The sequence below is a fragment of the Flavobacterium inviolabile genome, assembly GCF_013389455.1.
Classification (GTDB): domain Bacteria; phylum Bacteroidota; class Bacteroidia; order Flavobacteriales; family Flavobacteriaceae; genus Flavobacterium; species Flavobacterium inviolabile.
The window spans coordinates 924456-938403 of the sequence record NZ_CP058278.1 but is presented as its reverse complement, the minus strand read 5'-3'; the positions used below and the strand labels follow the sequence as shown (position 1 = coordinate 938403).

Here is a 13948-nt window from a genome sequence, read left to right as displayed (position 1 = left end):
AATTTATAAGTCAAAAGGAACATTTATCATGAAAAACACATTCCAGAACTGGCATTTTATGCGGTTCTTCCGTCTTGCCATTGCCTTGTTTTTAGGCTATACTGCTTATGACAGCAACCATTGGATATTCGGGTTGTTTGCGCTTTTCTTCCTGTTCCAGGCATTATTTAATTTCGGATGCCAGTCGCAATATTGCACCCTTCCATACAAAAGGAGAAAACAATAACATTAACACGCAATGCTTAATTAAAAAAGATGATTTATGAGCACTTTTTCTGAAATAACCAATAGGAAAGAACCTGTTTTAATTGACTTTTTTGCAACCTGGTGCCAGCCTTGTACCGCATTAGCCCCGGTGTTAAAAGAAGCAAAAGCTGTATTGGGCGATACCGCTCATATCCTCAAGATCGATATTGACAAAAATCAGGACCTCGCTGCAAAATACCAGATAAAAAGCGTCCCGACCATGCTGCTCTTCAAAGAAGGCAGGCAGCTTTGGCGGCATTCCGGAATAATCACAAAAGATGCGCTTATTTCCGTTATCAATTCTCATAAAAGTTAAGCCCCCTAAACCTTTATAACCATGAAAAAAAATATCGGTAACATCGACAAAATCATCCGTATCACCGTTGCCATTATCCTGTCCTTACTGGTTTCCACAGAAATCGTAACCGGAACTTTTGGCTATATACTGTTAGCCATCGGGCTGTTTTTACTGCTTACGGGTGTAATTAATTTTTGTCCCATTTATTCCTTTTTCAAAACCAACACCCGGAAACTGAAGTCTTAAACCGCAGCAATATCTTTTGGAAATGCTTTCTAAAACAGGAAATGTTAAAACACACCTGCTATTTTTAACACCACATTCTTTTCAAAATAAGTATCTTTACTAATAGACCATAATTAAAGATACAGATGACTTCTGAAATCACTTCTGAAAAAATAAATACTGCAGCACAGGCATTCTCACACTGGAAAACGGTAAACATAACCGAACGCATAGCCTGTATCCGGCAACTGAAAACAACCCTTTTGGACAACAAGCGTCAATATGCAGAAATGATCACGGCAGAAATGGGCAAACCCATTACGCAGGCGGTTGCCGAAGTAGAAAAATGCGGGGTACTATGTGATTACTATATAGAAAATGCAGCTACTTTTTTGCAGGACAGGATTATAAAAACAGAAGCCGCAGAAAGTTATGCAACCTATGAGCCCTTAGGCGTGCTACTTGGCGTAATGCCCTGGAACTTTCCTTTCTGGCAGGTTTTCCGGTTTGCCGTTCCGTCCATAATAGCCGGAAACACGATTGTTTTAAAACACGCCAGCAACGTTCCGGAAACGGCACAGCTGCTCGAAACACTTTTCACCAAAAGCAACTTCCCGGTTGGCATCTATCAGAACCTGCCTATTTCCAGCAAGGAAGTTGCCGCAGTTATTGCCAACCCGCATGTTAAAGCGGTTTCCTTAACCGGAAGTGAAAACGCCGGAATTTCCGTTGCCACGGAAGCTGCAAAACACCTGAAAAAATCATTACTGGAATTAGGCGGAAGCAACGCTTTTATTGTTTGTGAAGATGCCGATCTGGACAAAGCGGTTAGTACTGCGGTAAATGCCCGCATGCAAAATGCCGGACAAAGCTGTATTGCCGGAAAACGTTTCCTGATCCAAAAAAACATCTACGAATCCTTTTTAGAAAAATATATCCTTGCCGTGAGCCAGCTAAAAATGGGCGACCCGATGGATCCCGCAACACAGGTGGGTCCGATGGCCAGAGCCGATTTAGCACAGGAAGTGGAAGAACAGCTTAACCGATCCATTGCCATGGGTGCCAAAGTAGTCTTGGGCGGTCATCGCAATGATGCCTATTTTGAACCGACCATAGTGACCAACATCACAGCAGACATGCCGGTTTTTAACGAAGAAGTATTCGGACCTGTCGCGGCCATAATCACTTTCGATACGATTGAAGACGCTATAAAAATCAGCAACAACTCCCGGTTCGGGCTGGGCGTCTCCGTTTTCACACAGAACATCCCTTTTATCAAAACCAAAATACCCGCTTTTGAAGAAGGTGCCGTATTCCTTAACGAGATGATAAAATCCGATCCGCGGTTACCGTTTGGCGGTGTCAAAAAATCCGGTTACGGAAGGGAACTTTCCGAAGAGGGAATACGGGAATTTGTAAACATCAAAACAGTACTTATAAATAATTAAACCATGCAAAAAGTAATAACAATACTGGCGGCTACCGCTCTTTTCACCTCCTGCATGAAACCCAGCGAGGAAACCGTTAACGAAGAAAAACAGGAAATCGGCACCACACTCGACGATTGGCACAAAGCGGCGGCAGAAGCCAATTATGACGATTATTTCAATGAATTAACGGACGATGCCATATTTATCGGTACCGATGCTACCGAGAACTGGGACAAAACCGCTTTTCAGAAATTTGCCAAACCGTTTTTTGAAAGAGGAAAAGCCTGGAATTTTACACCATTGGAACGCCATATTTATTTTAACGAAGACCTTTCGTTAGCCTGGTTTGATGAGCTGCTGGACACGCAAATGAAGATATGCAGAGGCTCCGGTGTTATGGTTAAAACCGAAGGGCAATGGAAAATCAAACACTATGTACTGTCCATGACCGTACCTAATGACAACATTACCGAAGTGGTAAAGGCTAAAAGTGCTCTTGAGGACAAACTGGTCAATCAATTAAGAAAACAATAACTATTTTCCTTTTTTTAAAATTTAATTTTGCATCCTCAAACCAGAGCATGCAAACAGCGTTACACCGGATAATGGTATCCGGCATCCGGTCTTGTTTTTGGTGCTCTTTTATTTATCTATCATGAAGAACATCTTTTTTATCTGTATGGCTTTCACAATGGTTTTAAACCCGATAAAAATGAATGCACAAACTAAAGAAACAAACATCCTGGTTTTAATTCATTCCCAGAACGGAGGAACCTACAAACTGGCACAAACCATAGCCGAAGGGGCCAAATCCTTTCCGGATACAAAGGTGACGATAAAAAGAGTTCCTTCAATTGATGAAAAAGCGAAACTAAGTCCGGAAGTAGCCAGATTAGCGGTTGCTGCCATTGACGAACTTCCGGCTTATGACGGAATCGCATTCGGAAGTCCGGTGCATTTTGCTAATGTAAGTGCCGATATGAGCTACTTTTTCAGCAAAAGCATCCCGATATGGACGGACAGAAGCCTGGAAGGCAAACCGGCAACGGTATTCATGTCTGCCGGATCCGGATCGGGCAGGGAAGCCGCCATTCAGTCTTTCTGGAACATCCTCTCGATGCACGGCATGGTAATTATCCCAACCGGATTAATGGCTTCCTATAAAACAGACAAAACCGTTCCGCAGGGAAATACTCCTTTCGGCGCATCATCCTTAAGCGGTGCAAACGGAACCCGTCCTTCGGCAAGCGAACTGGCTTTGGCTAAAGAACAGGGACTGGCCTTAGCCAAAACAGCAAGTGCCTTAAAAGTTTTTACTTCCGTTAAAAAACAGCCTGCCACTTCCGGCAATACCGCTCCGGATGTGAACAAAACCCTGAGAGAAAACAAAATCAGCATACCCGAAGCACCAAAACCGGTAGGCAATTATGTGCCTTATGTAATTTCCGATCATAAAGTTTACATTAATCAGGTGGCGCTGAAAGACGGGAAAATCGTAAATCCCGGAAAAATCGGCGTGACAGTAACCGAAGAACAGGCTAAAGAAGCCACATACCAAACAATGCTGAATGTTATTGCTGTGCTTAAAGATGCCTGCGGCGGTGATTTGAACAGGGTAAAACAATGCGTGCAATTAACCGGTTTTTTCAATACCACTCCCGAATATACACAGCATGCGGCCATCATGAATGCCGCTTCCGATCTTACGGCAACGGTTTTCGGAGAAAAAGGCAAACATGCCCGGGCAACCATTGGCGCAGCCTCTTTACCTGTAAATTCAGCTGTTGAAATCCAGGCAATATTTGAAATAGAATAGCTCAGAAAAACATCCCGATACAACCAACCGGACACCGATAAAAGTGTCCGGTTTTTTTATTTCATTTTTTTTAAAACCATAGTCCTTTTTTTCCCGTACATAAACCTAACAAACTTATAAACGAACTGCGCTATGAAAATCAACAAAAAAGTTAAATGGATAGCAGGCGGCTTATTCGGGATTATTGCACTGCTTTTTATCACACTGGTAGTCCACATCCTGATGGTTACTCCAAAAAGCTATGACAATATGAGTTTACAGTTAAGCCGTATTGATTTTAAAGAACCCATTGATTCGGCAAAAGCCAAAGTTATCAATGCCCAGCTGCGAAGTATTGACGGTGTTGAAAACACCTATTTCAACATTAAGGACGGCATACTGGTATATACCCACAACCTGAATAAAGTTGATTCTCAGAAAGCTTTTGATGCCCTTCTGGAAAAAGGAAATTATAAAGCAGAACGCTTTGTTGTTACGGATCAAATGAAAAATTCCGGCTGCCCTGTTATGGACCGCAATTCTTTCTCTTATCGTTTTTCACATGGAATACAAAAACTTTTTAATTAACTATAAAATAAATTATTATGAAAATCTATTCAAAACTAACATTAGCAGGGCTTCTTCTGGTTGGCCTATCGGCTTTCTATGCCTGTAGTAACGATAATGATGATACACCTACACCCGTTACACCGCCAACGCTTTATCAAAAATTAGGAGGGACAACCATGGTTGCCGATCCGAGAAACTCCGGGCAAATGATCGAACAGGGCCGTTTGGGATTGCGCTCTGTAGTGGACAGTACTATTTTTGTAATTGCTGCCGATCCGCAATTACAACCTTATTTTGCCACATTACTTTCGGAAGTTGGTTCCGGAAATACGACCAATCTGGCGATACTGAGTAAAAATCTAACCGATTTCTTTTGCGTGGGCACAGGTGCCAAAAATTTCTCTTATACCGGTTTAAACATGACAGACGCACACAATCCGGCAACAAACCCGAGAATGGCAATGAAGGCTAACAATGCCGACATGGACAAATTTATTGGCGATGTTGTGATTGGTGCACAAAAGAACAGCGTTCCCAACGACCTTATTGGTGAGGTTGGGGTCGTTTTAGAGTCACTACGACCGCAGGTAGTGCAACAGTAAGTTTGTTTTAAATGAAAAACGCTACCTTATTCCGGTAGCGTTTTTTTATTATTTTTTAGCAAGGTTTTCCAGCATTACGGCTGTCATTTTTTCCAGGTCAAAGTCGTGTTGCCAACCCCAGTCTTTTCTGGCGTAACTATCGTCAATACTTGCCGGCCAGCTGTCTGCAATTGCCTGACGGAAATCAGGATTGTAATCAATTGTAAATTCCGGGATGTGTTTTTGTATCGAAGCGGCAATTTCTTTTGGTGTAAAGCTCATCGCCGAAAGGTTGTAGGAAGAACGCACTTTCACGTCTGCTGCCGGAGCCTGCATAATGCTGATCGTTGCTTTTATCGCATCGTCCATATACATCATTGGCAAAGCGGTTTCTTCCGAAAGGAAACAGGTATAGCTTTTATTTTCCAGGGCTTTGTAGTAAATATCCACCGCATAATCTGTAGTGCCTCCACCGGGTGGTGTGGTCCACGAAATCAAGCCCGGGTAACGGATGCTTCTCACATCCACACCATATTTCTGGTGGTAATATTCACACCATCTTTCTCCCGTTTGTTTTGAAATTCCATAAACGGTAGACGGTTCCATAACCGTATACTGCGGTGTATCGATTCTTGGCGTAGTCGGTCCGAAAACCGCAATACTGGATGGCCAGAATACTTTTTTAATTTTTTCAGCTTTCGCCAGATTTAAAACATGAAACAACGAATTCATATTCAGGTCCCATGCAAAAGCAGGATTTTTTTCGGCTGTAGCCGAAAGCAATGCTGCCATTAAATACACTTCGTCTACTTTATATTTTTCAACAACTTCTTCAATCTGATTAAAGTCCATTGCGTTTACCACTTCGAAAGGTCCTGTAGCGACAAAATCCTGTGTCCCTTTTCTGATATCGGAAGCAATTACATTATCATTTCCGTATATCTGGCGCAATTTCACGGTAAGTTCAGACCCGATCTGACCACAAGCACCAATAATTAAAATTGTTGTATTCATATTTATTTGCGTAGCTATATTTTTGACAAAGATAGCGCATTCAAGGAAATCTACAGGCTACTTTCCGACCCTATTATTTCACCGGACAATTAATTTTAGTTAACAAATTCCCATAAAAAAAGAAGTTTTGGATAACATTTGTAAATTTGTTGTTTAATACAAACGTTTTAAGTAAACAAATGAAATATATAGTAGCGGTTTTAGCGGGTTTTTCTCTTTTTCTTTTTTCATGCAACAACAAGGATGAACGTGAGATCGAATATCAAAAATCGTTACAGCAAAGGGACTCCGTTTTTGCCATTATCAATTCCAACTGGAAATTCGACATTCCGGCCGTAAGTCCGAAAGTACAAAGCAAAATCCAGAATTGGGAAGAATGGCGCCAGTTCAAACAGGAACTGGCTCAGAAACCGAAAAGCACCCTGAATGCCTTTAAGTTAAAGACGATCACCCTGGTTAAAAAATCGGATTCGCTAACCAATAATATCCCGGTGATTTTCAATACGCCTGCGGTAAAAAGCCGCCTGTCGACTTTGAACACCAAAGTTAAATCGCTGGAAACCTTTATTTCCCTGGATTATATCCCGACTAAAAAAGTAATTTCATTAATTCATGAAGTTTCGGAAGAAGTAATGTCCGTACAAACCCAAATGGATGAAATTCTTTATAAAATGGAAATTCCTAAAGAAATTGGAGAAACGGAAATGTTACAGGCGCTTGACACCGTGCGCCGTGCCAGAGCAAATTTTTCAGAGCCTAAAAAATAAACTGCTGGGATTTATTTCCCATCAACTTTAAACCATCTATTTTTTGAAACCCGATATAGTAAACATATACGAAAAGTCTTCAAAAGTGAGTCTTTTGGCAGACCAGCTGCAAAAAAGAGAAAACAAACTGCATCTGAAAGGATTGGTTGGTTCTTCCCTGTCTTTTGTGGTACAATCCCTTTTTTCAAAAAGCGACCTGCCATTTCTGCTTCTTTTTCAGGATAAAGAAGAAGCGGCTTACTATTTAAATGATCTGGAAAACCTGATAAACGACCAGGACGTTTTGTTCTATCCCGGTTCGTATCGCCGTCCGTACCAGATTGAAGAAACCGACAATGCGAATGTTCTCCTTCGTGCCGAAGTGCTGAACCGCATCAATTCCCGTAAAAAGCCTTCCATAATTGTGTCCTATCCGGATGCGATTTTTGAAAAGGTGGTTACGCGGAAGGAACTGGACAAAAACACGCTGAAAGTGGCTACCGGCGATAATATCTCGATTGATTTTATCAACGAGGTGCTTTTCGAATACAATTTTAAAAGAGTTGATTTTGTAGCCGAACCCGGAGAATTTTCGGTTCGGGGTGGTATTATTGACGTGTTCTCTTTTTCCAACGACAATCCGTATCGTATGGAGTTCTTTGGAAACGAAGTGGACAGTATCCGTACGTTCGACGTAGAAACACAGCTTTCTATTGAAAAGCAGAAAAAGATCACGATCATTCCGAATGTGGAAAACAAATTCCTGAAGGAAAACCGCGAAAGCTTTTTAGACTATATCAATCCGCAAACCGTTATTTTTATCCAGAATACCGATTTGCTGCTGAGCAAACTGGACAAGTTGTTTGACAAGGCCAATGAGGCTTTCGAAAAGCTATCGAAAGAGATCCAGCATGCCACTCCGGAAACCATGTTTTTAAACCAGACTTCTTTCGTTAAGAAGGCTTTGGATTTTACCATAGTGGAGTTTGCTTCAAAACCCATTTTCAGAACGCAGAAAACGGTGGAATTCCACACCCAGCCACAGCCTTCGTTTAACAAGCAGTTCGATTTGCTTTTAAACAACCTGAACGACAATCATTTTAACGGTTACAAGAATTATCTTTTCTGTTCCAATGAAGGCCAGGCAAAACGTTTCCACGATATTTTCGAGACCCTTGATGAGGCGAATCACGAAAACATCCGGAAGCAGTATAAAACCATCGTTGCTCCGTTATACCAGGGTTTTATAGACGAAGAAAACCAGATTGCCTGTTATACCGATCATCAGATTTTTGAGCGTTATCATAAATTCAATCTTAAAAACGGTTATTCGAAAAAACAGAATATCACTTTAAAAGAGCTTACCACACTATCGGTAGGCGATTATGTAACGCATATTGACCACGGCATCGGAAAATTCGGCGGTTTGCAGAAAATCCAGGTGGAAGGCAAAACACAGGAAGCGATAAAACTGGTTTATGCCGATAACGACATCGTGTATGTGAGTATTCACTCGCTGCATAAAATTTCCAAATACAACGGAAAAGACGGTGCGCCGCCCAAAATATACAAATTAGGTTCTTCTGCATGGAAGACTTTAAAACAGAAAACGAAGGCACGTGTTAAACATATCGCCTTCAACCTGATACAATTATACGCCAAACGCCGACTGGATAAAGGTTTTGCCTTTGCGCCCGACAGTTACCTGCAAGCGGAACTGGAAAGTTCTTTTATTTATGAAGACACGCCGGACCAGTCTAAAGCCACACAGGAAGTGAAAGCCGATATGGAAAACGACAGACCGATGGACCGTCTGGTTTGCGGTGATGTTGGTTTCGGAAAAACGGAAGTCGCGATTCGTGCCGCATTTAAAGCGGTAGACAACGGCAAACAGGTTGCCATCCTGGTACCCACCACAATCCTGGCTTTCCAGCATTACAAAACTTTCCGCGACCGGTTAAAAGACATGCCGGTTAACGTGAGCTATGTGAATCGTTTCCGTACTGCCAAGCAAAAAACGGAGATTCTTAAAAATCTGGAAAGCGGCAAACTCGATATCATCATCGGAACCCACCAACTGGTTAATAAAAATGTTGTTTTTAAAGACCTGGGCTTGCTGATCATTGATGAGGAGCAAAAGTTTGGGGTAGCCGTTAAGGACAAATTAAAAACGATTGCCCAGAATGTCGACACCTTAACGTTAACCGCGACGCCTATCCCGAGAACCTTACAGTTTTCCTTAATGGCGGCAAGGGATTTATCGGTTATTACGACACCACCGCCCAACCGTTACCCTATAGAAACCAATGTTGTTGGTTTTAATGAAGAAATAATACGCGATGCTGTTTCCTATGAAATTGAACGCGGCGGACAGGTTTATTTTATCAACAACCGTATTGAGAATATCAAGGAGGTTGCCGGAATGATCCAGCGTCTGGTTCCGGGAGCCAAAGTTGGCGTAGGCCACGGCCAGATGGACGGTAAAAAACTGGAAGAGCTGATGCTTGCCTTTATGGATGGCGAGTTTGACGTCCTGGTTGCTACAACCATCATTGAAAGCGGACTGGATGTGCCGAATGCAAATACTATTTTCATTAACAATGCCAATAATTTCGGATTGTCGGATTTACACCAGATGCGCGGACGCGTTGGACGAAGCAATAAAAAAGCGTTCTGTTACTTTATCTGCCCGCCTTATTCTGCCATGACGGAGGAAGCCCGGAAGCGTATCCAGGCACTGGAACAGTTCAGCGAACTGGGGAGCGGCTTCAATATTGCCATGAAAGATCTTGAAATCCGAGGTGCCGGCGATTTACTGGGTGGTGAGCAAAGCGGCTTTATCAATGAGATCGGTTTTGATACCTATCAGAAAATCATGAATGAAGCCATCGAGGAATTAAAAGAAAACGAATTTAAGGATCTGTATCCGGAAGAGAATGATATCGAGACCAAAGACTATGTAAAAGATATCCAGATTGATACCGATTTCGAGCTTTTATTCCCGGATGAATATATCAACAATATTTCGGAGCGTCTGAACCTGTATAACGAACTGAGTGTTATTAAAACGGAGGAAGACCTGAAAGTATATGAACAAAAGTTAATTGACCGTTTCGGGCCATTGCCGAAACAGGCTGTTGCCTTACTGAACAGCATCCGCATTAAATGGATTGCTACAAAAATGGGTATTGAGAAGCTCATCTTAAAGCAAGGCAAGATGGTGGGTTATTTTGTTGCCGACCAGCAATCGGATTTCTACCAGTCGGCACGTTTTCACAATGTACTGCGATTTGTACAGCAGCAGGGCAATTTGTGCAAGATGAAAGAAAAGGAAACGAAAAACGGTTTGCGACTGTTATTGACTTTTGAAAATGTAAAATCCATTAAACGCGCCCTGGAGTTAATGGAAATGATGAATTAAAAAAGGAAATTTATGAAAATAGAAATATGGAGTGACATTCGCTGTCCCTTTTGTTATATCGGAAAAACAAAATTTGAAAAGGCACTGGCTCAGTTTGAGCACAAAGACAAGGTAACGGTAATCTGGAGGGCTTTTCAGCTGGATCCGGAAGCGGTTACCGATACTACTATTTCTGCTGCCGAAAGTATGGCAAACAGAAAAGGAATCAGCGTGGAAGAATCCGAAAGGATGCATGACCATGCAACGGCCATTGCCAAAGATGCCGGACTGGATTTTCATTTTGAAAAAGCCGTTCCTGCCAACAGTTTCCGCGCACATCAGCTTTCTGCTTTCGCCAAAACGAAAGGGGTTCAGAATGAGGTTGAAGGCGCGCTATTCAGCGCTTACTTTACAGAAGGAAAAAATATCGATGCCATTCCGGAGCTGATTGCTATCGGAACACGTTTTGGACTGTCGGCTTCCGATATCCAGAATGTTTATGATAACGGCTTATTTGCCGAGGAAGTAAAAGCCGATCAGGAGCAGGCATACGAATACGGCATCAATTCGGTTCCCTATTTCGTTTTAAACAACAAATATGCCGTTAAGGGCGCTCAGCCTGCCGAACATTTTTTAGAGACCTTACAGGGCGTTTTTGAGGAAGAAAACCAATTTTAAGCGTTTCATACTTTTTATAAAATCAAAAACCTCCCGATCTTGCGACCGGGAGGTTTTTTTCATTATGAACGATTGCGAATTAAAAGTCGTAACGAATAGATACGTTCCATGTTCTTCCGAATCCGAAGAATACCTGGTTCGCATCTGCTACACCCTGATAGGTTCTTCCGGCAGCCTGATATGTAGGCGCACCTGCAGCAGAACTCACATTATCCGTAGCATGGATATTTGTTCTTGATTCAGCGATGTATATTTTGTCAAATAAGTTATCTACATTTACTCTGAAGTTAACCGAGTTTGCTTTGTCTTTGCCTACTAACATTTTATAAGACAATCCTGTGTCTACCAATCCGAAAGATGGCAATTCCAAAGATCCTTTATTGTTTTCCTTAGAGAAAGCCGTAGGATCGATAGCAGCATATAATTTATCTACATATCTGTAGTTTGCATCCACTTTTAAGCGTTCTACCACTTCATAAGAAGCACCTAAGCTCGCTGTGATCTGTGCAGCATCACCTACTTTTACTTTATCCAGATATACGATTCCGTCTGCTCCTACCTGGTTATTGCTAACATCGTAGTTTTTACTGGCACTGTTTCCTTTATAGAACCAGTCTCCGTAAGAGAACATACCATTCACTTTTAATTTATCGGTAGCTTTAACGGTGAAATCCAATTCAGCACCCATGTGAACTTCTGTAAGTCCTGTAAAATCATAATATCCACCAGGGTTACTTGTACTGAAATCTGTTGATCTCAGGTTTCTGTCTTTCCAGGTTGTATGATACACGTTTACGTTTGCATTGAAGATTGAAGAACGGAAACCGTAACCTGCTTCAAAACCTGTAATTTTCTCGTTTGTTAAAAGCGGGTTTACAAGACTCGCATTACCCGGATAAACCGCGTTAAAGAATGGTTGTTTTGAGTAATAACCTGCATTTACAAACACATTGTGCTGCTCGTTAATGTTATAGTTGGCACCTGCTTTAACGTTTCCTCCCAATATGTTTTCATACGGTGTTGACGATAACGGATCTGATGACAGATATTTGAAGTAATCTACTCTTTTAAAGCCCTGGTTTGAAATCGCTCCCTGAACAAAAGCAGAGAAGTTTTCCACATTATACTCCACCTGAGCAAAAGCACCATACCAGTTTACATCGCCATCATTGTTGAAGTTAATTGCCTGCTGGTAGCTGGTATCCGAAAAAGGATTTCCGTTTGGTCTTGTATTGTATACTGTTGTGAATAATTTCTGTGGATTGTTGATATCTGAAGTTCTGTTGTTGAATACATCACCTCCTAATAAATCATTCAATACCTGGTAGTGCATTCCTTTGTACATTCTTAAATCAACCCCAAAATCCATTGACCATTTCTCGTCGAATTTTGTATTTAATTTAATGATACTTCCGTACCAGTTGTGAGAGTTAACAGAGGATATTTTAGAAATACCGTTTGAGGTATTGGTTGCTCCCGGTGTACTGGAATCATTTTGGTATTGTCCGTTAATCATGGTTCTGGTATAAGGCATACCATTAATATAAACGGTCTGTCCGGAATTGTATGCATAAATATTATCAACATTGATTGATCCGTCTGCATTTCTCAATTCGCTTACATTGTATCGGAATTTATTAATACCTCCAGTTACTGTAGATCCTCCTCCACGTCCCCATGAACCGTAGAATACCGAGGATAATTTCATATTATCAGAGATTTTCCAATCCCAGTTAATAGACGCTACCGGTTTGTGATAGTAGTTGGTTCTGAATGAATATTCTTTCCCGTTCAGATAACCCCAGTCACCATTGTAACGAATGTTAGGATCACCGTCTTTGCTATATTTCTGGTACTCTGCAATTGTTGGGGCATTACTACGTTGATCGTGCCATTGCGGTGCACCTGTAAAAGTGAACTGAATATCGTGTTTGTCGTTTATTTCATAGCCTAAACCAATGAAATAATTGTATCCTTCATATTTGGTTGCATCTACATAACCGTCACCGCTTGTTCTGCTGAATAGCACTGCTGCAGAAAGACCGTTTTTCATTTTTCCGGTAGAATAGGTTGCCAGTAATTTCAGATTATTATTGTTTCCTACCATTGACGACACTGAACCACCTTCTTTTAAGTCGGATGTTTTTGTCAATACGTTGATCGTTCCTCCCACAGAAGAAATCGCCAGTTTAGAAGATCCTAAACCTCTTTGTACCTGCATAGCAGACGTTACATCGGAAAGTCCCGCCCAGTTTGACCAATAAACAGAACTGTTTTCCATGTCGTTAACCGGCATACCATTTACCATAACGGCAATATTGCGCTGGTCGAAACCACGAATATTGATTTTTGAGTCACCAAAACCACCCCCTTGTTTTGAAGTATAAACCGATGGTGTACTGTTTAAGATTTCCGGAAATTCTTTATTTCCTAATTTTTCCTGAATTTCAGCTGCCTTAATTGTAGAAACGGCAACCGGTGTTTTTCTGTCTTTTGCGATATCGGCAACACCCGCTTTAACAACGATATCTTCTAAAGTATTGGAGTCCGATTGTACTACGATATTCCCAAGATTTACTGTTTTGCCGGCTTCCGCTTTAAAAGCAACCGTTTTTGTTGCATATCCTATAAAAGAAATAACGATTTCCCCGGTTGTTGCTGTAGTGCTTAACGTAAATTTCCCGTCGAAATCAGAAGTAGTTCCTTCAGTAGTTCCCTTGATAAGAACGCTGGCTCCCGGTAAAGTGCCTTTTAGTTCTCCATCAATGATAGTACCTGTAATTTTTGTTTGTGAAAAAGAAACTGTTGACACTAACGTTATTAGCGCAAGCAGTAGCCAATTTTTCAGAGTTCTCATGTTGCAGTTGTGTTTTTAAATTTTCCGCAAAGTTCAAAGTTTTATTGATTCCTAAAGTTATATTAATGTTAATAAACGTTAATACTTTGAAGTATTATCAATTATTCA

Annotated in this window: 13 protein-coding genes; 11 read left to right on the top strand and 2 right to left on the bottom strand. The window is 41.4% G+C overall.

The window, feature by feature from the left end; genetic code table 11:
* Positions 1 to 28 precede the first annotated feature (28 nt).
* The 8 genes from HW120_RS04300 to HW120_RS04265 all read left to right on the top strand — a co-directional run bounded on the left by HW120_RS04300 (position 29) and on the right by HW120_RS04265 (position 5166).
* Positions 29 to 226 carry a hypothetical protein gene (locus HW120_RS04300; RefSeq protein ID WP_177731173.1) on the top strand — a complete coding sequence of 66 codons (198 nt, stop codon included), beginning with the start codon at positions 29 to 31 and terminating at the stop codon, positions 224 to 226.
* Positions 227 to 262: 36 nt separating this feature from the next.
* The gene (trxA, locus tag HW120_RS04295) at positions 263 to 562 is read left to right on the top strand and encodes a thioredoxin (protein WP_177731171.1); all 300 of its coding nucleotides are present in this window, start codon (positions 263 to 265) and stop codon (positions 560 to 562) included.
* A gap of 21 nt (positions 563 to 583) precedes the next feature.
* A complete protein-coding gene (locus HW120_RS04290) occupies positions 584 to 790 on the top strand; it encodes a YgaP family membrane protein (protein ID WP_177731169.1) in 207 nt (68 codons plus the stop codon).
* 125 nt (positions 791 to 915) lie between these two features.
* Positions 916 to 2217, top strand: coding sequence for an NAD-dependent succinate-semialdehyde dehydrogenase (locus tag HW120_RS04285; RefSeq protein ID WP_177731167.1), 1302 nt, complete (start codon positions 916 to 918; stop codon positions 2215 to 2217).
* A gap of 3 nt (positions 2218 to 2220) precedes the next feature.
* Complete coding sequence (locus HW120_RS04280; RefSeq protein ID WP_177731165.1) at positions 2221 to 2733, top strand: nuclear transport factor 2 family protein; 513 nt, start codon at positions 2221 to 2223, stop codon at positions 2731 to 2733.
* A gap of 121 nt (positions 2734 to 2854) precedes the next feature.
* Positions 2855 to 4015, top strand: coding sequence for an Atu1372/SO_1960 family protein (locus HW120_RS04275; protein ID WP_177731163.1), 1161 nt, complete (start codon positions 2855 to 2857; stop codon positions 4013 to 4015).
* Between the two features lie 132 nt (positions 4016 to 4147).
* Entirely contained in the window at positions 4148 to 4582 is a 435-nt protein-coding gene (locus HW120_RS04270; protein ID WP_177731161.1) for a hypothetical protein, read from the top strand.
* Positions 4583 to 4599: 17 nt separating this feature from the next.
* Positions 4600 to 5166 (top strand): globin family protein, encoded by a 567-nt coding sequence (locus tag HW120_RS04265; RefSeq protein WP_177731159.1) that lies wholly within the window; start codon positions 4600 to 4602, stop codon positions 5164 to 5166.
* A gap of 48 nt (positions 5167 to 5214) precedes the next feature.
* On the opposite strand, the gene HW120_RS04260 is transcribed toward HW120_RS04265, so the two are convergent.
* Positions 5215 to 6159: an L-threonine 3-dehydrogenase gene (locus HW120_RS04260; RefSeq protein ID WP_177731157.1), complete on the bottom strand. Its 945-nt coding sequence runs from the start codon at positions 6157 to 6159 to the stop codon at positions 5215 to 5217.
* A gap of 179 nt (positions 6160 to 6338) precedes the next feature.
* Between HW120_RS04260 and HW120_RS04255 the strand changes: the two genes are divergently transcribed.
* From HW120_RS04255 to HW120_RS04245, 3 genes are all read left to right on the top strand, one after another.
* Entirely contained in the window at positions 6339 to 6926 is a 588-nt protein-coding gene (locus HW120_RS04255) for a hypothetical protein (protein ID WP_177731156.1), read from the top strand.
* Between the two features lie 85 nt (positions 6927 to 7011).
* On the top strand, positions 7012 to 10326 hold the full coding sequence (gene mfd / locus HW120_RS04250; RefSeq protein ID WP_394353042.1) for a transcription-repair coupling factor: 3315 nt from the start codon (positions 7012 to 7014) through the stop codon (positions 10324 to 10326).
* A gap of 12 nt (positions 10327 to 10338) precedes the next feature.
* On the top strand, positions 10339 to 10983 hold the full coding sequence (locus HW120_RS04245) for a DsbA family oxidoreductase (RefSeq protein ID WP_177731152.1): 645 nt from the start codon (positions 10339 to 10341) through the stop codon (positions 10981 to 10983).
* A gap of 79 nt (positions 10984 to 11062) precedes the next feature.
* Here the strand turns inward: HW120_RS04245 and HW120_RS04240 are convergent, their stop codons facing one another.
* Positions 11063 to 13840: a TonB-dependent receptor gene (locus HW120_RS04240; RefSeq protein WP_177731150.1), complete on the bottom strand. Its 2778-nt coding sequence runs from the start codon at positions 13838 to 13840 to the stop codon at positions 11063 to 11065.
* Between the last annotated feature and the right edge of the window lie 108 nt (positions 13841 to 13948).